Source organism: Pseudoalteromonas sp. CF6-2 (assembly GCF_021729425.1).
Classification (GTDB): Bacteria; Pseudomonadota; Gammaproteobacteria; order Enterobacterales; family Alteromonadaceae; genus Pseudoalteromonas; species Pseudoalteromonas arabiensis.
Window position 1 is genome coordinate 2581797 of sequence record NZ_CP091442.1, and the last position, 20046, is coordinate 2601842.

Below are 20046 nucleotides of genomic sequence, written 5' to 3' on the forward strand. Positions count from 1 at the left end.
ATAGCTTTTAACTATCATAGTAATAAAAACAAACGATTGGAACTATTATCTATATAACCCCATAATAACACTCAACTAATCAAGAGGAATTAAACTATGTTAAACAATATTGAAGGTCAAAAAGTCCCTAACGTTACATTCGCAACACGCATTGATGAGCAATGGCAATCACTGACCAGTGATGATGTTTTCAAAGGTAAAACTGTTGTACTGTTTGCATTACCTGGCGCATTTACACCAACTTGTTCATCAACACACCTACCACGCTATAACGAACTTGCGCCGGTATTTAAGCAAAATGGTGTCGATGACATCGTTTGTATTTCGGTTAACGATACTTTTGTTATGAACGCATGGGCACAAAATCAAGAAGCGCAAAATATCACGCTACTACCCGATGGTAACGGCGAATTCACCGATGGCATGGGCATGCTAGTCGATAAAAATGACTTAGGCTTTGGCAAACGTAGCTGGCGGTATTCTATGTTAGTAAAAGACGGCGTTATCGAAAAAATGTTTATTGAGCCACAAAAGCCAGGTGACCCATTTGAAGTCTCTGATGCTGATACCATGCTTGAGTACATTAACCCAGCGCAAGTAAAACCAAAACCTGTTAGTCTTTTTACCAAGCCTAACTGCCCATATTGCACAAAGGCAAAAGCATTGTTAGAAAGTAAAGGTTATGTGTATGAAGAAATTATTTTAGGAAGAGACGCATCGCTTACCAGCTTAAAAGCAATGTCTGGCCGCGAAACGGTACCACAAGTATTTATTGGTGGAGAGCACATTGGTGGCTCGGATGATTTAGAGAAACACTTCGCATAAACAAACTAACACTAAGAGGGCTAGTATATGGCTCTCTTAGTGCTCCACAAACTACCTTGAAACGTCTTTAGCACCAAGCATATTCAACATTACTCCCATTTATATTCAATATACCTACATTTTTATTACTTGTTTATTACATAAATTCCAGAATAAATCTAAAATAGCCGCCAGCTACATTCACAGTCTTTGTGATGAAATTAAAAATGAACTAAATGGAACATATAAATGAATAAACTAATGCTAGGATTTCTACTTTCCTTAGTGGGGTTTAGCGGCTATGCACAAGCTGAATCAGTCGGTGCCATTGACCTACTTACCCACCCTGTCGGCATCATCTGTGTCGTTATTTTTATCTTTGCCTATGTATTAGTTATTCTTGAAGAAAAAATCCATTTACGTAAATCAAAACCCGTGCTTGTCGCGGCAGGTGTTATTTGGACACTGATTGCGTGGCAGTACAGCGCGCAAAATATGTCTGAGTTAAGTACCGATGCATTTCGTCATGCTTTACTCGAATTCTCTGAGTTAATGCTATTTTTATTAGTCGCGATGACTTATATCAATGCACTTGAAGAGCGAAGATTATTCGATAGCCTACGTAGTTGGCTGGTAGTGCGAGGCTTTAGCTATAAACAACTATTTTGGATAAGTGGCGTAATGGCCTTTTGTATCTCTCCTGTGGCAGATAACTTAACAACCGCTTTGCTTTTATGTGCCGTGGTTATGAAGGTAGCCGCCGATGATAATCGCTTTATTGCTATGTCGTGTATTAATATCGTAATTGCTGCTAATGCTGGCGGTGCGTTTAGTCCCTTTGGCGATATTACCACCTTGATGGTTTGGCAGGCTGATGTTATAGAGTTCACCGGATTTTTTGTATTATTTTTACCGGCATTAGTTAGCTATATTATTCCCGCGTTTGTCATGTCTTTCTTCATTAATAATAAACACCCTAAAACAGTGGATGATGAGGTTGAACTTAAGCGCGGTGCTATCCGCATTTTATGCTTATTTTTACTAACTATTTTAACTGCTGTCGTCCTAAAAACTGCTTTTGGCTTGCCGCCTGTTGTAGGTATGATGATGGGCCTTGGTTACTTACAATTTTTTGGTTATTTTCTTCGCGTTACTCTACCAGGCTCCCTTGCCAGAAAGCGTGCCATGGCTGAACGAGAAGGCGACAAAGAACGCCTCAGTCGTTTAGGTAATGTTGTTCCTTTTGATGTATTTAGTCGCGTATCTCGTGCCGAGTGGGATACCTTATTATTCTTCTATGGCATCGTTATCTGTGTAGGTGGTTTAGGCTTTATAGGTTATTTAGCGCTCTTGTCTGACCTACTTTACACAAACTGGTCAGCAACAGGAGCAAATATCATCTTAGGGTTAATGTCTGCTGTTGTTGATAATATTCCTGTCATGTTTGCTGTGTTGCAAATGATGCCAGACATGTCTCATGGGCAATGGCTTTTAATTACCCTCACTGCAGGCATTGGCGGTAGTTTATTGTCTATTGGCTCTGCTGCGGGTGTTGCATTAATGGGCCAAGCAAGAGGTATTTACACATTTAACAGTCATTTAAAATGGTCTCCGGTGATATTACTTGGCTACTTTGCTGGGGTTTTCACCCATTTATATTTAAACACGTCTTACTTTAACTAAGTTAACCAAGCCCTAAGCTACATGCCTAGGGCTTGTCTTAAAAACGAATAACAGCCGCGCTTACAGGTTTATCCGCCTATAGATTACCATGTCGTAATTTGTCATGTTTTTGTCGTTAAAAAAATGCGCACAGGAAAAGTGGGGATCGACGGCGTACAAGGGGCGTTTGATACCTTGTTCAAACCCAATGTTCATATCAAAATCATCATTGAACCAAGGCGTACTGGTGCATTAGAAAGAGTAACAAACTAAGCCGGTTACTTTAAAGCTATTCAAGCTGTTGATACTGCTTGAATAGTTTAAAGCCATACCACCATCAGGTTTCTCAGTAAATATAACGACAAACTAAGCGAGTTGCCTACATTCAGTTTGATCATTCTTTACCGAGATGCTACACGGTTTTTTTGGTTTGTTTTTAACCAAGCTCAGTGTTACTCTAATCGAAACGGATTTTAACTTATTGATAAATGGAATTATCGCATGACTCTCCAATTAGTAGAGTATGAAATTAATAAAGTCCCCTTGTATGCTCACTTTTTTAAAACCCTAATAATCGGGTTCATGATCACGTTTTTATCTTCCTGTACAGAAGTACAAAAAAGTGAGCCCACAATTTACCTTATACCAGAAGGATACATAGGATCTTTATACATTGTATTCAACGCACCAAATGGTGAACCTCCTAAATATGAAGGTGATTCTCGGGTATACGATATTCCCCCATCTGGTGTACTTGTGACACAGATGGATGCGAATGAAGGTTGGAGTGAAAGCAGTGAAATTAAGTACTTCTCTGTGAGTCAATCAGGTAAACGAGCTCCCATAAGCACTGTTTCAGAGGATACCCCTGATAATACAAGAGCTATATATTCTGGTGGCTTAGGTGAAGCAGGCCCCATTTTTGGTTGTACGGTGATCAATAAGAAGTTTACGATCGGCACGAAATCACAGAGAACTGACTTACATAAGTTACTCACGATTTTTGAAGCGATCAAAGTTAAAAATATTGATAAAAAGCTATTTGAAGGTATGTGTTAGGCTTATTTATTGCCATTTTTTCTAAGCTTTAATTTTACTCTAATAGCCTGCCAAGAAAGGCTACAGGAATGTAACCCATTGATTTTACTGGTAGCCCCTACAGGAATCGAACCTGTAACTGCCCCTTAGGAGGGGGCCGTTATATCCATTTAACTAAGAGGCCACTTAGCTAAGAAAATTATAACGGGCTAACCCTTTTATAATCAAGCCTTTAGTTTTGGCTAATTTTATTTGATACTGGCGGTTTGAATTGATTCATTTTGTAGCACAAAATAAGGGATGACCTTTTGTGCGCTTGCAGTGACTTGTTTTGAATTTAAGTTTATCACTCTGGCATTCACTTCTACGCCGGTGTTACGGTAGATCAAGGTGCCCGACAGTACATGACTGGCAATTTGGCGCTCTGCTAGCTCTTCCACTTTACGTGTCATGACAAAATCGCCACGAGGAGTCACTTTAATCACATCCATCGCTTTAAAATCAACCACACCAAAACCGAACTTTTGTAACTGATACATCATCGATTCTGCAATCTGGTTACCAAGCTGAGAGCTTGTATCAAGGCTGGCATCTAATTCAACGAATGTGGTAATTGCGATACCAAGCTCAGCCTCTTGTTGCATTGTATCAACTAACTCTAACGCCATTTGCTCAACATAGTTAACTAGTGTTTTATGATGTTGATACGGCACGAATAGCCTATCGTTCGTATTGACTTGCTGCGCTTGGTTTTGTTGCTCTTGCAATAAAGCAGCATAATCTATTTGCGTTGTTGAAGTATTCGCTTTTGGCTCTGGCTGTGGCTGCTGTGCAAGCATTTCACAACCTGTTAGGGCTAAGCATAAAGCGATTGAAAGAAAACGTTTCATAATTTACTCACTTGCCTGCTTTAGCATAATGCCGTCACTACGGTTAGTACTGTCGAGTGCATCAACAACCGACTGTGGAATAAACCCTTGAGCAGAGCCAACGACCGCTTTACTGGTAATGCCAACAATACGCGCATTCACAAGCACACCACCTTGGTGATTAACTAAAGTGCCTGCCAGTACATAATTAAAGTTTTGCTGCTGGCTTAATTCTAAATAGTCTCGACTAAACACGAAGTCACCAGTGGGGGTAACACGCATATAATCTGTTGTTTTAAAGTCGATAACTGGCACACCAAAGGTATGTAATTCGTGCATAAAGCTTTCGGCAATTTGATTACCAAGTAATGAACCTGCATTGTAATCAGCGTCTAGGTATATAAAGCTAGACACCGCAAGTGGTGTTTTATCGTTAACGTATTGCAGGTTTTCAACCATATCCTGCATGATGCCTCGAACATAGTGATTAATGTTCTTTCGTGTTGGCGCTGCAGTAAATGTACTGTCGTTCATTACCACTTGGTTGCTTTGAAATACGCTTGTGCTTGTTTGCGGCGCAGCAACTTCACGCTGTGCGCTAACAAGCTGAGGCTCATCACTGTATGTTTTTTCGTTATCCGCTGTCAGCATCGAAGAACAACCAAAGCCTAAAGGAAGGCATAAACTTAAAAATAAACGTTTCATTGATAATTCCTCTTAATATTCACTACGGTATAGCTGACCATCACGCTGCTGCACTTTCTCATTTCCCCACATAACATTAATAGGAATTTCAGTACTAGCAGCCGACACTATTCGCTGATCTTTTGTATTAACTAGGCGCGCATTAACTATGTAGGCATGTTGTTGCCGTGTTAATGTGCCTGTGATGACAAAGTCAATATTCTGACGTTGACGTAACTTACTCACATCACGACTTAATATACTATCGGCCGTAGGCTGTAAATTTAAAGTGTTTTCTAAACGGTATTCAATGGTATGAAAACCCAGTTGTGTGAACTGAGTCATTAAACTCTCTTGGATTTGTTGGCTCAAGCCATTGCCTTGATTACTTGCCAAGCTACTACCTAAGCCATCAGCCATATAAAAACTGGTTACAGCAATACGAGCATTGCCTTTGTAAGAGCCTTGAATGCGGCTTAATTGACTGCTTAAATCTGCAACATATTGATTAACAGTGTATGCTGCCATGCGAGCTGTAGGCGCATCGGTTGATACAACTGGTTTTGCCTCTTCTGTGAGACTACAACCAGTCAGTATAAAAAATATAAAACAATGTAAAAGTCGCATAATTGCCACCCTCTATGAACATAGTAATGTACAAGCAAGGATTATGCCTAATAATATTTACATGCCTGAAAAGGGTTTATTGGTGTATTGGGTGACAAGGCAATTGACTTCTTTTTGCTTTAGTAACTGGCAATCCTTTTCAGCCATTTGCTTCTCTTTATAAGCGCCTATTTTCAATCGGTGATAAACCACATTGTTAACTTCAACAGCCTCAACGTTAACCGCAAATTGACCTGTAAACATACTTGGGGCTTTACTTTTTAACTCTTCTAAACTTCGCGTTAATCGCGCTGTTTCTGTGACAGAGGCAACTTGTAATGCAAATAATGGCTGCTCGGTATAAGCATTACTCTTAACATCAACAGATTCAACAACTTGTTCACTAACGGGTGAGCTTTTAGCTTGGTTTTCTGTTTGCGACTTGGCAAGATCATTTAGTTGGGTAATTAGTAGATTTAGATCATTTTCAATTGCGATAAGGCGATCAATGCTAGATTTAGCTTGTTGCCACTGCGCTGCACTTTCTTTTAAGCTATCGAGTTCTTGTTGAGTAATTTGCACACTATTTTGCGGTGTGGAAGAGTGTTCGCTATTTGTTGATTGGCACGCAGATGCCAGTAAACAAAGTAAAACAACACTAAAATGACGCTTTAACATTATAATTTTCCCTAAATTAATAACTAACCGTATATGGCTCAACATCACAGTTAAGCTTATAGCTCTTTAATACGCTGCAAACTTGTGTAAGTTCATCGCTTTGAGTTTCAGAAAACGCGGCTGAGAGAACAAACTCTTTATCACTTTTTTTGATATAAAAAGGATCTAAAATAGCGAGTTCTGATAATGGTTTTTTCACAAGATAAAGATATGTTTTTAAGATAGCGAGTGATGAAAACTGCCCTAACTTAGCAATGTAACCATCTTTTACTTGTTTAGGCTTTAATACCAGATCAGCGCCAACAACAACTTCGCCACCAGCTGATAAGTTAAGGGTCACATGTTGGTTATCTTTTAATGATTTTTTGTCTTTATATTCATCATCTATCACTGCTTTATATTCGCCTGGGCGAAGGTCTGTAAACAAGTAATAGCCATCATACGCGGCTTGAGTTTGCGACACCTTTTTCCCTGTTTTATCAATCAGTGAGATGTTCGCAAACGGTTGCACTTTCATATTTTCATCTTGCGCAACATACACAACCCCTTCAACCTCACTGCTGTTGTTGAGCGCTATATCAATATATTCTATAAATCCGGCTCTGGGAGTAACAGAAAAACCATCATTAGCAGCGACCAAAAATGGGTCTGGAAAACTATCTGGATCAATAACAATATCGGTCGTTCTATTCGCAGGCATACTCGTTAGCAATGCAATGCCATTTTCATCAGTGACTGCTTGACGATAATTTTGCACACCTTTGACTTTAACACCTGCAATACCATGCTCACTTTCATCCTTGATACCATTGTTATTGGCATCTAAGTAAACGTGAGCCATCAGAGTACCTGAGCGTGCTAAACTTCGTTTGCTAGAAAAGATACCAGTGCCTTGGCTAGCATAACCTAGGCTAAAGCGGCTAAATAACCCTACTCGCCAACGATCTTCACTGTCGTAGTTAAGATTACTATTTAGGCTAAATCTATCAGATTGCCAATTAAGTCCAATCTCCGCTGACTTTACATCATCAATAAGCGAGTTACGAAGTGTCAATTCACCTTGCAACTGTGATGTTAAACTACGATTAAATTGGGCCTCATATGACTGAATAGAGTGCTGAGGGCTCATACTGTAATCCAGACTAAAGCGGCTAAAAACTTGGCCAAATCGCCCTTGGAGTCGAACGTTACCCAACAAGATAGAGTCATCGAGCCTGCTGTCTTTTTGCCAACTCAAGCGGTGATTAAAGGAAAAGCCTGAGTAAGCATAGTTCATGATATTCTCGAGCTTTAGGCTGTCATATCGGCTATCAATATCAGTGTAATAAGCGTTGTTTTGGTAATTGAGTCGACCGTATTGATTTTGAAAGATCTCTCCAGAGATATTAAATTCATAATTGCTTGATGAACTCATTCTTTGCTGGCTGCTTTGACGATTAATTAAACGCTCTCGTTCTGATGCACGAAACCTTAACGCTTGCTCGGCTATTTGCCCTTTTGCGGTAAACTCAAGCTCGCTTTCATCTTCATTGTTTTGCTCGTAATCTAGGTTAATTAACAGGCGGTCAAAAAGGCTCACATTACTACCGATCGCTAGGTTTTGAGTGTCATCTTTATACTCACTTTTTAAACCCGCTATACCGCCATACACTGAGATACTATCTGTTAATGCTGTATCGTAACGACCAGAAAACAACCAGCCTGGGTTTTCAGCATAATAATTCGATTGGTTAAATAGCTGGTGCCCTTGCTCTGTGATTGAGAATTCATAAAACGACTCTCCCGCAGACAAGCTAGTGCCATCAATCAAGTATTGTTCAGTCTTTCGCTCCACTTGACCTTGCGGTCCATAAAAAATAAGCTCAAAGTTATTGGCACCATACAGTAAGTCTACATTTTCAAATATATACCTACCGTCATTAAGACTAAGTAGCTGATTAATTAAAACACCATTTTGATACAACTCGACATCCCAGCCGGGTTGGATATTGCCAATGATGTTAACCTGATTAGTATTAACGGGCTTAAATAGCGGTTTGTTAGTTACTTTTGCACCGCGAGCATAATTGCTATTAAAACGGTTCCCTATTTGCGTTGCCAGTACATCACCAAACTCAATTCTATTTGCAGCTAAAGGGCCAAGTAGCTCTGAATTTAAGTCTTCACGGCTAAATGTGAGTCTTGAATCAGTAAGTAAGTCACCATCACGACCCGCAAAGTAGTATTCAGCATTTAAGTAAGCAAGATCATTAGCACCAAGAATAGAGTATCCCGCAGAGCTTTGTTGATCATCTGCTGTCATGCTAATTTGGATATCTGCCATAGGAGAGGACACAGCTTGATATGGGCTTTCTTTCCACGGTAGTGTTGGCTCAGAGTAACGTGCTGTTTGGCTTAGCTCTCTTTTCTGCCGAGCTAAGCGTGCTTCAATGGGTAACCGTGCGTCAGAGTTTATGTAAAGTTCAAGTGTTGAGTAGTCTACAGCCATTGTTAAATCAAACACTTGCTCAAGTAATGTTGAAGCAACAAAAATATCTTGCTGATCAACGTGTAACTGTTCTTGGGCTATTGAAAATGTCCGGCCTTTAACGGTTATGGTCATTTTTGTTGTATCAAGCACAAAGGTATTTTCTGGATTAATAAACCAGCCCTTAGCAATACCAGTATGACCATTTACATCAATTACGAACTCTACGGTTTCAGAGAAGCTCAGCAAGTCGACCCATACTCCTTGCTGACTTTTAACAGCTAATACTTCTCCTAAGTAGCTACGCTTTAAGTAAGCTGAAAAAAACAACAACTCCCCAACAGGGATCCCTTCCCCATTCATTTTTTTATTGAAATCTGTTGCTGTTGCCTGAGAATCAGCACTTTCTCTTTCAGAAGCTTTTAACTGTTGTAACTGCTGCTGCATTTTTTTTAATGAAGCAAATACAGCCTGATAATTTTTTTCAGCTGCGACGGGGGCGCCAGTGGCAAACATTAAAAGACAAAATAAGAGACGTTTCATTTACTGCAAAGAATTAAAATGCTGAGACGTGAAGGTCGTCGTTTTAGTCGAAAAAACTTGCCCTTGATACTCTTTCAACCCCGAGTAAGTGATGCGTATTTGGCTATTTTCTTGTAGCTTCATATTATCAAATAAGGGCAAAGTTAAAGAAACGTTATCAAGCTCAGGATAAATGCTGAAGTCATTTACCATGGCAATTTTTTGCTCTTCTTTACTTCCTGATAGAGTTTGAAAAACTTCCACTTTTCCGAATGAACTATAATCGCCAGAATGATTAAGGCTAATGCCAAGTGATGGTTTTGCATCATTTGTTAAGTATTTTACTGAAGCAATATCAACCTCAGGTAGCGCAGTCCCCTGTCTTAAGATCACAGGAATTGAATAACTTAGAACCATGTCTAAACGAATACCAAAGCTTTTACTATTACTTTTATGTTCATTGGGTAACGCCTTAAAGACCAAGTGAGAACGATATTCTTTATCTGCCAAGCCTTTAGCTTTACGAAGGGCTATTTTCACAACCTGCCTCTCTCCCGGTGCTAATCTCACCTGAGAAGGACTCAAACGCATCATACTGGCCAGTGAATTAGGGTTAACCTGATCGTCGGTCAGCGTTATATAGCCACCTTGCGGCTTCGCTACTTTCTCTTGCCATTCAAGGCGGTAAGTTTTGCTCTCATTAGAGTTATTTACCACAATAACTTTAGCGACTCGTTGCCTGTCATCAAATGCAATACGTGTTGGCGAGATCAATAAGTTTGCATATACAGCAACACTATGAAAGGTTAGTAAAACAATAAAGCAGTATAGAAAGTATCTGTACTTCATAAAATTCCATTAAAAGTCTACGGTTAATGAGACGGTTGCATCATAATAACCATCATTATAGCTGCTACCATCACCACTTGTGCTTATCTGCCCACCCACCGTTAATACAGCACTGCCGTATGAGTCAGTGACCAAGGTAGGGTTATAAATCAATCGATTGAGATAAAAGCGTTGGTTATTGTGTAAATTACTAAGTGGTTGGTTATTCACATTATCACTAATGGTAACTTGTATTCTTGCTCCATAGCCTTCAAACAATAACTCGGCAGCGCGCCCTTGTTTAACAACATAAATACTGTTGCTACTCGCGCTAGTATTGCTTGGCAAAACAGTGACAGAGCTAACACTTGAGTTGTCTGTAATAGCCAGTAGACCAAAGCTAAGTGGTTCAAGCTCAGTTATTGTTTGTTGTGCAACAGAGCCTGCGCTCAATAAAAGAGCACTTAATAGACAAAAATGCGTACGCATAAGTTATGCCTGCTAACACTTAGCAGGCACTCTATGTTAGTAATCTAATTGCAGTGTAAATGTACCGCTATAAGTACCATCAATATAATCGAGAGCCGGAGTTGTGGCATCTGTTGTTAATGTTCCACCCACATTGAATGTTGCCTCACCATTGGCATCTACTTGAATTGTGGTTGTGGCTGCAGAGTTAGGGTTTGCACCAGTTAATACATAATAAGTAGGCGAAGCTAACACAAAGCCTGCAGTGCCAGCTGGCGCTGAGTCAGGTGCGATGGCCGTCTCAGTTGGGTTTGTGATATTTAAGGTTGCAAAAGGTGATACACCTGAAACACTGAATGACGCTGGTGTACCAGGTACTAGGATAGCAATTTCAGCTAAAGCTGCATTTGTGCTGGCTGTCGTCGCAGATGTTGCAGGGTTAGCTGATAACACTAGCGTTGCTGTTTCTGTCGACGCTGTATCTGCTTTGGCGCGAATTGTACCAAAATCTAGGTCGCTGTCTTTTTGCAGTGTAAATGCGTTTTGTACCGTTACACCGGCTTGAAAAGTAGTTTGCTCAGCAACAACGTTAAACGTTAAAAGTGCTGATGAGGTCATGAGTGCTGCTATCTTTATTGAGTTTTTCATATGCATTCCTAAGATATGATAAAAAGTTTCAACCTTTTATTCAGGTTAAATTAAGTATCGGCAAAATGCATTATTTTATTAGGAAAAAATGTACTTTTTTTATTGTTTTAAATCAAAAAGAGTAAAACAATAAATTACAAATCAACACCTTTAAATTCTGTGGTCTCACAATGGCTATAAATAAGTTCAAAAACTTGGCAGAGTTTGTTCGCCTCTTGCTCTGTTTGTAGCGGCCCAGCGACAAGGCTATAAAGTGTTTTAGAAGCTGATGATTGCGTATTCATTTTATAACTAAGCATATTATAAAGATTAGGATAACGATTTTTAAGTTGGCCTAATTGGGCTCTCACTCCCCGCTCAACTAAGTAACTGCCAATTTTCACACCATGAGTAGGTGATGCTGTGTTTGTGACTTCATTCAAATTTTGATTTACCGTTGTAGACACCTGCTCAGTGCTACCATAGCTAACAACTTTAGGATCGCTTTGCAGCTTTTTAGGTAATTTATCAACGTCAACTTGTACCGCAAGTGCTTGTATCAGCATCAACAAATCAGCTTCAATGGTATTTAAATGATCTATTTGTTCTTTTTTAGTATCCCACTCAACTAAAAGTTGTTGAAGCTCCTCACGATTAATATCTGACTCTTCATAAGAGTTTGAATCTGAGAAACTACACGCCTGTAGTAAAATAAAAAGTGTAAAGACAATAAACCGACTCATTAAAAAGCTCACCCTAAAAAACGACTCTACTTCAAAGCAAAAAAAGTGCCATTATAGCACTTGTACCTATCGAATTTCAGATAGAAAACCATTCTTTGAATAAAAACTAAAAGTTCACTCGGTTATCTGTATAGCTACTTACCCAGCAATCAATCCCTTGGCGCTTAATAGCCTCACAGTCAGCTTTCGCGTTCTTCAAATATTTATAACCGCCAAATTTCAAACGATAGTAGGTATGCTGATCTATATCTGCAACTTCCATATTCAAAATTGGGGATCCCTGAAAAATATGGGGGGCAAGTCTTTGCATTTTTCTAAGTGCAATCGCTAAGCTTTTTTCACTATTAACTGACGCAAGTTGAAGAGCAAATAAGTAGTTATGCTGGGCGCTCATTGACCCTGAGCTCTGAACATCCCTCGTCTTGACTGCTGATAAATGTGTTGGGGGATCACTCGGAGCTGAACCGCTGGTGTGCATATTTGCGTTTAGAAAAAAAGGCGAATCAAATTGCTCACCCACAAAAGTAACCACCTTGATAGAGGCACTCAAAGCGGCTGATTTATTATTTTGAAGAGATACTAGAGAATCACTGCTGCAACCAGACACAAATAGTAATACCAACAAACACACACTATGTTGCAAAGGCTTTATGCAATGTTTAATAAACATGATTCTAAAATATACCATTGTCAATTTGCTTGTTCACAGGGCTGACTGCGCGCATGTGTTTTTCACCTTTAAGTGCACTAAAAGTTAAACTTAATTTAAAGAATCTCGCGTACTATTTTTGTTATATTTTAGTACCGTACTTTATTAGCCATAACAAAAACTTATTGCTTAAGTTTTCATATTAGATGACCTAAAGCAATAAAAATTAATTTCGTTAAAGGTATTTTTACAAAGTATAGCTTAATTTAGCTACCCTTTGCTGCTTGGTAAGTGCTTTACTTAACTTTCATATTAACAACACGTTAAGATAAAGATATATCAGAAAAGTCCTCAATTGAGTAATAATCAACAATTACATCTGTTATGTAAATAATAAAAAAGTGCCATATAGGCACTTTTTATTAACTTTGATTACTTATACTAAACAGTTATTTAGCTAGCGACTTTATAAACTCTGTCAACTCGCCTTTAAATTCATCACGGCGTAAGGCAAATTCAACAATCGCTTTCAAATAACCAATTTTGCTGCCGCAATCATGGCTTTTGCCTTTCATTGAATACGCATCCACGGTTTCTTTTTCCATAAGCATAGCAATGGCATCCGTTAGCTGGATTTCATCGCCTGCCCCTGCTGGCGTTTTAGCAAGCAATGGCCAAATATTCTTGCTTAACACATAACGACCAACCACAGCTAAATTTGATGGTGCTTGATCGACAGGCGGCTTTTCAACCATATTTAAAATTGCAGCACTTTCACCTTGCTTAATTTTGGTATCACCTAAGTCAACAACACCAAATTTATCAACTTCATTATGCGGTACTGGCTCAACCATTATTTGGCTTTCACCGGTATTTTCAAAGCGGGCGATCATTTCAGCTAAGTTGTCTTTTTTAAGGTCGCTCGCCACATCGTCAATAATGACATCAGGTAATATAACAACAAATGGCTCGTCACCAATAATCGGTGCAGCACAGTTAATTGCGTGTCCCAACCCCTTTGCTTCCCCTTGACGTACTTGGATAATCGTAACGCCTTTTGGGCAAATAGACTGTACCTCAGCAAGTAGCTGACGTTTTACACGTTTTTCAAGGGTTGCCTCTAATTCAAAGCTAGTGTCAAAATGGTTCTCGATCGAGTTTTTACTCGAATGCGTAACAAGAACAATTTCTGTAATCCCTGCTGAAATCGCTTCATTTACAACGTATTGAATCAAAGGACGATCAACAATAGGCAACATTTCTTTCGGTATGGCTTTTGTTGCCGGTAACATGCGCGTACCAAGTCCAGCAACTGGGATCACTGCTTTCATGATTTCTCCTTAAATTTATTATTCTTAAACTGAAAACGGATATTTAATCGCATCATGGCATTGATAGCCAACGACTTCAAAATCATCTTTAGTAACCCATGTTTCTATATCGTCCAGCGATTTTATCATTGGGTTAATCTTCAGTTCTGGCGATGCAAATGGCTCACGCTTAAGCTGTACATCACGCATCAACTCTAACTGGTTCTCATAGATGTGCGCATTGGCAATTTTATGATACGCCTTACCAGCTTTATGACCGGTAATTTGCGCAACCAAAGCTAACAATACAAAGCATTGAATTTGATTAAAATTCAATCCAAGCGGCACATCACAGCTGCGTTGGTATGAGGTTAAGTATAGGGTATCACCTAACAAAGAAAAGGTGTGGGTATGCATGCAAGGACGTAAGCAACCAAGTTCAAACTCACCTGGGTTATAAAAAGTGATAATTTCACCACGGTCGTCAATGCCTTTTGATAAGTTATCGATGACCTTTTTAAGCTGATCAAGATGGCTACCATCAGGGCGTTGCCAACTGCGGCCTTGAACACCGTAAACACGCCCCATGTCGTCTTCGCCACGACGATGTGGGTTATCAAGCCACGCTTTGTTTTCGTTCGCATTCGCGTTCCATGTCATGCAGCCAATGTCACGAAACTGCTTAGCACTGTCATAACCGCGTAAATAACCTAAAAGCTCAGCAATAGCCGCTTTATAAAAACTTTTACGCGTTGTGATGAGCGGAAACTTATTATTTGCCACATCATATTCAAGGTCGGCATTAATTACGGTTAAACACTTAGTGCCTGTGCGCTTATTTTCTACCCACACACCTTCATCAACGATGCGTTGACATAAATCTAAATACTGTTTCATTGCTATGCTCTTGTTATGCTTTGCTAGGGACGCGTTGCTGCGGCTTTTTATAGGCCCATATTATCAAACCTAGACCACCAATTACCATTGGTAGCGAGAGTATTTGACCCATCGAAATCACACCGGCAAATAAACCTAAGTGAGCGTCTGGCTCACGGAAATATTCAACAATGAACCTAAACGTGCCGTAACCCAATAAGAAAACACCAGCAACACTACCCGCTGGACGTGGCTTTTTAATAAACCACTGCAGGATTAAAAATAACACCAAGCCTTCTAAAAATGCTTCGTAAAGTTGTGACGGATGACGCGGCTCTGGCCCACCCGTTGGGAATACAAATGCCCAAGGTACGTCAGTCACTCGGCCCCAAAGCTCACCATTTATAAAGTTACCAATGCGCCCTGCTAATAAGCCTAACGGTACCAGTGGTACGACAAAATCACCTACCTCGAAAAGTGACTTTTTACGCGTCCATGCAAATATTGCTATTGCAGTGATAACACCAAGGGTTCCACCGTGAAAAGACATGCCTCCTTGGTCGATTCTGAATAAATAAAGAGGATTTTCAATGAAGTAGCTAAACTGATAAAACAATACATAGCCTATTCGGCCACCAAGAATAACCCCTAACATCCCGTAAAAAAGTAAGTCGCTAACCTGTTCTTTAGTCCACCCTGAGTTTGGTTTTGCAGCTTGACGGTTAGCAAGCCACATCGCTAACGCAAAACCAATTAAGTACATTAAGCCGTACCAACGCACGCTGAGGGGTCCTACTGAAAAAATAACCGGATCAATATCTGGAAATTGAAGAGCCATAAAAATAAAAACCTTTAACTAAACACCATTTTAAGTGCAATTATTACAAGTAATAACGCGAATACTTTTTTTATTGTTGTCACCGGCAGGTAATGAGTGGCTTTAGCACCTATAGGCGCTATTAGCGACGAAGTAACCACGATGCCTAGTAACGCAGGCAGATATACAAATCCCGCAAAACCATCACTCAAAGAAGTCACCTGCCAACCTGCTGATACATAACCAACTGAGCCAAATAACGCAATGACAATACCACAAGCCGCAGCACAACCGATGGCCTTTTTTATATCTACAGAGAAATAATGCAGTAACGGCACAATGAGTGCGCCACCACCAATACCGATTAAACCCGATAGCGCGCCCATTATGGCACATAAAAAACCAAGAATAGGACCCTGTGGTAAAGGTTTTTCACTTGCCGCTTTTTTTCGTGTTGATAACACCATACGCAGTGCAATAAACACAACACTTCCTGCAAACACAAAACGTAATAATTGTTCGGGAATTAAACTCGCTGCAAACCCACTGATAAGGGCACCAATGCCCACCCCAGTCATAACCCAAGGCGCTATTTCCCAAGGGACGTTAGCATTGCGATGATGAGCAAACGCTGAAGAAGTTGATGTAAAAATAATAGAAGCAAGCGATGTAGCAATGGCAATCACTAATACATGCTCAGAATCAGCCACATTAAAAGCCACTAGTAATGCGCTCAGCGCAGGCACAATAATTAAACCACCGCCGATACCAAGCAGTCCTGCTAAAAAGCCAACAACACTGCCTAAAATTGCGCAATAAGCCATCAAAAGTATTACATCATGCATAAAACACTCATATATTCACTTTGTTATATACATATATTAAACTAATATATATACCCAAACCACCTCAAGATGCGAGTTTCAGTTGGAATTAAAAGCGATTTAGGCAAGGCATTGATTGCAAGTAATAGTGGTTCTATTGTTAAAATCAATAACGCAGTATAAATCGCTTTTAAACCAACCCTTTGGGCATTTCACAGGCACTTACTCTCATCGTTGTTACTTCTTAAAAGGGACTGCCATTGTTGCAAAGTAACGCCTTGATATTAAGCACCTGTGAAACGCTGAATTCTACATCTTGAGGTGGCTTGGGTATAGGTGCTTCACAGCACAATTTCCGATCATGTATGCTCTTGGCTAGGTGTGTAAAATAACTCACCGAGTTGATGTTCAATCATAAAATTTCGGGTCAAGCGTAATACGTGCTTGGCGGTAGGTTGAATAAGACACTGCTGAAGTAAGTGTTCCATATCACTGACTTTAAGACGCCGTAATACAAACTTAATTTTACTAATCGATGCATAGTTCATACTTAAACGACGATAGCCCATTGCTATAAGTAATAAGGCGCCTTCGGGGTCTCCCCCAAGCTCACCACACAAACTAAATGGCAATTCATGGTTTTGACACTCTTGCGCTACTTTAAGCAATACTCTGAGCACACTTGGATGATACGGGTTAAATAACTCTGCAACACGTGCATTTGAACGATCAACTGCGAGCATATATTGCGTTAAGTCGTTGCTGCCCACAGAGCAAAAATCGACTTTTTGCGACCATTCTTCAAGCATAAAGACGCTAGAGGGTACTTCTAACATCACGCCTATTTCTGGGCGCTCAATTGCTTGCTCTGGAAATTGCTCTTCAAGCTCAAAATAAGCCTGCTCTAAAAGCTTAAGTGACTCTTCAACCTCTTCTGTTCCGCTAATCATAGGCAACATTATTTTTAAATTACCCAAGCCTATATTCGCTTTAAGCATAGCTTTGAGTTGATCTAAAAAGAGCTCAGGATGATCAAGCGTCACGCGAATACCACGCCAACCTAAAAATGGGTTTTCTTCACTGATATTGAAGTAGTCTAAAACTTTATCGCCACCAATATCTAACGTGCGCATCACCACAGGATTGGGGTGATAACATGTTAGCACCTCTCGATACCAATGTTCTTGATCTGATTGAGACGGGAATTGGCCTTTTTGCATAAACCAAGCTTCAGTTCGATATAAACCAACACCGTCACACAAGCGTTTATTATCATGCTCGGTATTCATCTCAAGGCCGGCGTTTAAAAGCAAGCTGATATGTTCACCGTCTAAGGTAATGGCCTCAAGATCTTGCTCAGCTAAAAAGCGATCATTTAAAAGGGCTTCTTGGTATTTAAGCTGACTGTATTTATCGTGCAGTGATTGTGATGGAGAAATATACAAACGCCCTGCGTAAGCATCTAAAATCATCGGTTTTCCATCGAACTGCAATAATGGTAGATCTTCAATGCCCCAAATAGCAGGGATCCCCATTGCACGAGTCAAAATAGAGGCATGACTATTTGCAGCCCCATTAACACTCACAACCCCTGCTAAATGCCCTTTGGGTACTTCGGCAAGCATAGCGGGTGTTAACGTACTGGCAATTAAAATCGTATCTTGGGGGTATGGTTTAGCTGCATATTCAGTGTTGACTAGATGATGCAACACGCGTAAACCTATGTCTTTTACGTCAACGGCCCGTTCTTTGATGTAAGGGTCTTGCATGGCATTAAACTGTGCAACTAATTTTTCAATCACAATTTTCAACGCGCTTTTTGCGCTCCAGCCCTGTTGTAACTGAGCTTCAACATTCTGCCCTAAGCTTTTGGCATCAAGTAATTGTTGGTAAACATCAAAGACTGCTAACGCTTCTTTAGGAATTGAATCGCTTAACGTCATAGACAGCGTATTAAATTCATTGCGGGTTGCTGCAACAGCTTGCGTGAAAAGTTTACGTTGTGTGCTTACATCCTCATCTTTTTGTAACTCTATTGAGCTAAAATCAAGCTTAGGTAGTACAACAAATGCTTGGCCTATAGCAATCCCTGGGGCGCTCGAAACGCCTTTTAATACCGAGGTTTGATGTGAAAACTCATCGAGCCTAAGCACTTCTTTAATTTCAGCATGAGCAAGTTGTGAGGCAAGTTGTGCAGACAAAGTAATTAAAAAGGACTCTTCATCTGGACTAAATACACGGGCAAGCTTTTGCTGTACAACAATGACACCCAAGACCTTTTTTTGATGTACAACAGGCACTGACAAGAAAGCATTGTAACCTTCTTCATTGACCTCTGGAGAGAGTTTAAAACGCGGGTGAGACTTTGCAAAAGCAATATTTATAGGCTCTTCACGCTGAGCAACAAGGCCAACGAGCCCTTCTGTAAAACCGATACGAAACTTACCGACTGCATCAGGGTTGAGACCTTGCGTGGCCATTAATACAAAGTTGTCTTGGCTATAATCAGCAAAATAAATTGAGCAGCACTGTGTTTGCATGGCTTCTTTTACCATTTTCACAAAACACGCCAGCGCACTGTCTAAGTCCGCTTGTTGCGACACAGCCTCAGCAATGGATCTGAGCGTGGCTAACATGATGCTGCTCCTTGTATTTAAATAAAGTGACCTTTATCGTCTCTGTCGCCAATTCTCTTTATGTTGTTCTCGTTTGTTAAATGGCATAGCTAATGGTGCAAACTCTTTCATTACACGGCGATAAACATCGCGCTTAAATGATACAACTTGTCGCACAGGATACCAATAACTCACCCAACGCCAATCATCAAACTCGGGGTGATGGGTTTTAAGTAAGTCTACATCTTCGTCTTTACAGCGTAGTTTGAGTAAAAACCATTTTTGCTTTTGTCCAATACACACAGGACTTGAGTCTCTGCGAATTAAACGTTTGGGTAATTTATAACGTAACCAATGTTTTGAACTTGCAACGATTTCAACATCTTCAGGAAGCAAGCCTACTTCTTCGTGTAATTCTCTGTACATGGTTTGCTCAGCCGTTTCACCATCGTCCACACCACCTTGGGGAAATTGCCAAGAGTGCTGACCGTAACGACGAGCCCAAAATACTTGTCCCTGATTATTGCAAATCACAATTCCGACATTGGCACGAAAACCTTCGGCATCAATCACCTTAGTGCCTCATTTGTAAGTCGATTTTTATTGATTGTTCCACATAACCTGCGATACAGCAAACACTATTACATCTAACATCCTGCAAGATATAAAATAATGTTTTTAACAAATCCACATAATCAATACCTTACAATTCTATTCTTATAAAAATAGGTCTTTTACACAAAATAGCTATTTACAACAGCATTTCAACCACCTTACCCACAGCTTGTGCATAACTTTTATAAAACATGGCTATTTTGCAAACAAATCCACAATAGGGCATTCTAAAATGCAGTTTCTCCACAGAAACTGTGGATAAACGTGTTTATATATCTGTATTTATACAAACAACTTATTCATTTCTTAATCCCACATGAGACTTCAACAAACTAAAGCATATA

Annotated in this window: 20 protein-coding genes and 1 tRNA gene; 4 read left to right on the forward strand and 17 right to left on the reverse strand. The window is 39.9% G+C overall.

Translation table 11 applies throughout. The features are described from left to right. Positions 1 to 96 precede the first annotated feature (96 nt). From L3Q70_RS11985 to L3Q70_RS11995, 4 genes are all read left to right on the forward strand, one after another. Entirely contained in the window at positions 97 to 825 is a 729-nt protein-coding gene (locus L3Q70_RS11985; protein ID WP_193987639.1) for a glutathione peroxidase, read from the forward strand. A 240-nt stretch (positions 826 to 1065) separates the two neighbouring features. Next, complete coding sequence (gene nhaD, locus L3Q70_RS11990) at positions 1066 to 2487, forward strand: sodium:proton antiporter NhaD (RefSeq protein WP_237115268.1); 1422 nt, start codon at positions 1066 to 1068, stop codon at positions 2485 to 2487. A 123-nt stretch (positions 2488 to 2610) separates the two neighbouring features. After that, on the forward strand, positions 2611 to 2739 hold the full coding sequence (locus L3Q70_RS20350) for a hypothetical protein (protein WP_265589660.1): 129 nt from the start codon (positions 2611 to 2613) through the stop codon (positions 2737 to 2739). 228 nt (positions 2740 to 2967) lie between these two features. Beyond that, a complete protein-coding gene (locus L3Q70_RS11995; protein ID WP_237114316.1) occupies positions 2968 to 3525 on the forward strand; it encodes a hypothetical protein in 558 nt (185 codons plus the stop codon). 88 nt (positions 3526 to 3613) lie between these two features. Here the strand turns inward: L3Q70_RS11995 and L3Q70_RS12000 are convergent. The 17 genes from L3Q70_RS12000 to rppH form a co-directional block, all read right to left on the reverse strand. Next, positions 3614 to 3688: transfer RNA gene (locus L3Q70_RS12000), tRNA-Arg, on the reverse strand. Positions 3689 to 3752: 64 nt separating this feature from the next. Further along, positions 3753 to 4394 carry a FlgO family outer membrane protein gene (locus L3Q70_RS12005; protein WP_062569685.1) on the reverse strand — a complete coding sequence of 214 codons (642 nt, stop codon included), beginning with the start codon at positions 4392 to 4394 and terminating at the stop codon, positions 3753 to 3755. Positions 4395 to 4397: 3 nt separating this feature from the next. Next, complete coding sequence (locus tag L3Q70_RS12010) at positions 4398 to 5078, reverse strand: FlgO family outer membrane protein (RefSeq protein ID WP_062569684.1); 681 nt, start codon at positions 5076 to 5078, stop codon at positions 4398 to 4400. A 12-nt stretch (positions 5079 to 5090) separates the two neighbouring features. Continuing rightward, positions 5091 to 5684, reverse strand: coding sequence for a FlgO family outer membrane protein (locus L3Q70_RS12015; RefSeq protein WP_237114317.1), 594 nt, complete (start codon positions 5682 to 5684; stop codon positions 5091 to 5093). 57 nt (positions 5685 to 5741) lie between these two features. Next, the gene (locus L3Q70_RS12020) at positions 5742 to 6341 is read right to left on the reverse strand and encodes an SPOR domain-containing protein (RefSeq protein WP_237114318.1); all 600 of its coding nucleotides are present in this window, start codon (positions 6339 to 6341) and stop codon (positions 5742 to 5744) included. Between the two features lie 16 nt (positions 6342 to 6357). Further along, positions 6358 to 9351 carry a hypothetical protein gene (locus tag L3Q70_RS12025; protein ID WP_237114319.1) on the reverse strand — a complete coding sequence of 998 codons (2994 nt, stop codon included), beginning with the start codon at positions 9349 to 9351 and terminating at the stop codon, positions 6358 to 6360. Then, positions 9352 to 10179 (reverse strand): fimbria/pilus periplasmic chaperone, encoded by an 828-nt coding sequence (locus L3Q70_RS12030; protein WP_062569680.1) that lies wholly within the window; start codon positions 10177 to 10179, stop codon positions 9352 to 9354. A gap of 9 nt (positions 10180 to 10188) precedes the next feature. After that, positions 10189 to 10647, reverse strand: a complete 459-nt coding sequence (locus L3Q70_RS12035; RefSeq protein WP_237114320.1) for a DUF4402 domain-containing protein — start codon at positions 10645 to 10647, stop codon at positions 10189 to 10191. Between the two features lie 36 nt (positions 10648 to 10683). After that, positions 10684 to 11274, reverse strand: coding sequence for a DUF4402 domain-containing protein (locus tag L3Q70_RS12040; protein WP_062569678.1), 591 nt, complete (start codon positions 11272 to 11274; stop codon positions 10684 to 10686). A gap of 134 nt (positions 11275 to 11408) precedes the next feature. Then, positions 11409 to 11996 (reverse strand): SPOR domain-containing protein, encoded by a 588-nt coding sequence (locus tag L3Q70_RS12045; RefSeq protein ID WP_062569677.1) that lies wholly within the window; start codon positions 11994 to 11996, stop codon positions 11409 to 11411. A gap of 106 nt (positions 11997 to 12102) precedes the next feature. Further along, positions 12103 to 12516 carry an SPOR domain-containing protein gene (locus L3Q70_RS12050; RefSeq protein WP_193987654.1) on the reverse strand — a complete coding sequence of 138 codons (414 nt, stop codon included), beginning with the start codon at positions 12514 to 12516 and terminating at the stop codon, positions 12103 to 12105. A 578-nt stretch (positions 12517 to 13094) separates the two neighbouring features. Further along, positions 13095 to 13976 carry a UTP--glucose-1-phosphate uridylyltransferase GalU gene (galU, locus tag L3Q70_RS12055; RefSeq protein WP_193987655.1) on the reverse strand — a complete coding sequence of 294 codons (882 nt, stop codon included), beginning with the start codon at positions 13974 to 13976 and terminating at the stop codon, positions 13095 to 13097. A 24-nt stretch (positions 13977 to 14000) separates the two neighbouring features. Further along, positions 14001 to 14852, reverse strand: a complete 852-nt coding sequence (locus L3Q70_RS12060; RefSeq protein WP_237114321.1) for a thymidylate synthase — start codon at positions 14850 to 14852, stop codon at positions 14001 to 14003. Positions 14853 to 14865: 13 nt separating this feature from the next. Continuing rightward, positions 14866 to 15669, reverse strand: a complete 804-nt coding sequence (gene lgt, locus L3Q70_RS12065; protein WP_062569673.1) for a prolipoprotein diacylglyceryl transferase — start codon at positions 15667 to 15669, stop codon at positions 14866 to 14868. A gap of 14 nt (positions 15670 to 15683) precedes the next feature. Further along, the gene (locus L3Q70_RS12070; RefSeq protein WP_193987656.1) at positions 15684 to 16493 is read right to left on the reverse strand and encodes a sulfite exporter TauE/SafE family protein; all 810 of its coding nucleotides are present in this window, start codon (positions 16491 to 16493) and stop codon (positions 15684 to 15686) included. 338 nt (positions 16494 to 16831) lie between these two features. Continuing rightward, complete coding sequence (gene ptsP, locus L3Q70_RS12075) at positions 16832 to 19108, reverse strand: phosphoenolpyruvate--protein phosphotransferase (protein WP_062569671.1); 2277 nt, start codon at positions 19106 to 19108, stop codon at positions 16832 to 16834. Between the two features lie 33 nt (positions 19109 to 19141). After that, on the reverse strand, positions 19142 to 19660 hold the full coding sequence (gene rppH / locus L3Q70_RS12080) for an RNA pyrophosphohydrolase (protein ID WP_062569670.1): 519 nt from the start codon (positions 19658 to 19660) through the stop codon (positions 19142 to 19144). Between the last annotated feature and the right edge of the window lie 386 nt (positions 19661 to 20046).

Bases quoted from the DNA above. Each gene is read 5' to 3' on its own strand.
- L3Q70_RS12005 (WP_062569685.1), bottom strand. From the start codon at position 4,394: ATGAAACGTTTTCTTTCAATCGCTTTATGCTTAGCCCTAACAGGTTGT.
- L3Q70_RS12035 (WP_237114320.1), bottom strand. From the start codon at position 10,647: ATGCGTACGCATTTTTGTCTATTAAGTGCTCTTTTATTGAGCGCAGGC.
- L3Q70_RS12025 (WP_237114319.1), bottom strand. From the start codon at position 9,351: ATGAAACGTCTCTTATTTTGTCTTTTAATGTTTGCCACTGGCGCCCCC.
- L3Q70_RS20350 (WP_265589660.1), top strand. From the start codon at position 2,611: ATGCGCACAGGAAAAGTGGGGATCGACGGCGTACAAGGGGCGTTTGAT.
- L3Q70_RS11995 (WP_237114316.1), top strand. From the start codon at position 2,968: ATGACTCTCCAATTAGTAGAGTATGAAATTAATAAAGTCCCCTTGTAT.
- L3Q70_RS12030 (WP_062569680.1), bottom strand. From the start codon at position 10,179: ATGAAGTACAGATACTTTCTATACTGCTTTATTGTTTTACTAACCTTT.
- L3Q70_RS11985 (WP_193987639.1), top strand. From the start codon at position 97: ATGTTAAACAATATTGAAGGTCAAAAAGTCCCTAACGTTACATTCGCA.
- lgt (WP_062569673.1), bottom strand. From the start codon at position 15,669: ATGGCTCTTCAATTTCCAGATATTGATCCGGTTATTTTTTCAGTAGGA.
- L3Q70_RS12010 (WP_062569684.1), bottom strand. From the start codon at position 5,078: ATGAAACGTTTATTTTTAAGTTTATGCCTTCCTTTAGGCTTTGGTTGT.
- nhaD (WP_237115268.1), top strand. From the start codon at position 1,066: ATGCTAGGATTTCTACTTTCCTTAGTGGGGTTTAGCGGCTATGCACAA.
- L3Q70_RS12020 (WP_237114318.1), bottom strand. From the start codon at position 6,341: ATGTTAAAGCGTCATTTTAGTGTTGTTTTACTTTGTTTACTGGCATCT.
- L3Q70_RS12060 (WP_237114321.1), bottom strand. From the start codon at position 14,852: ATGAAACAGTATTTAGATTTATGTCAACGCATCGTTGATGAAGGTGTG.
- L3Q70_RS12045 (WP_062569677.1), bottom strand. From the start codon at position 11,996: ATGAGTCGGTTTATTGTCTTTACACTTTTTATTTTACTACAGGCGTGT.
- ptsP (WP_062569671.1), bottom strand. From the start codon at position 19,108: ATGTTAGCCACGCTCAGATCCATTGCTGAGGCTGTGTCGCAACAAGCG.
- L3Q70_RS12070 (WP_193987656.1), bottom strand. From the start codon at position 16,493: ATGCATGATGTAATACTTTTGATGGCTTATTGCGCAATTTTAGGCAGT.
- L3Q70_RS12015 (WP_237114317.1), bottom strand. From the start codon at position 5,684: ATGCGACTTTTACATTGTTTTATATTTTTTATACTGACTGGTTGTAGT.
- galU (WP_193987655.1), bottom strand. From the start codon at position 13,976: ATGAAAGCAGTGATCCCAGTTGCTGGACTTGGTACGCGCATGTTACCG.
- L3Q70_RS12040 (WP_062569678.1), bottom strand. From the start codon at position 11,274: ATGAAAAACTCAATAAAGATAGCAGCACTCATGACCTCATCAGCACTT.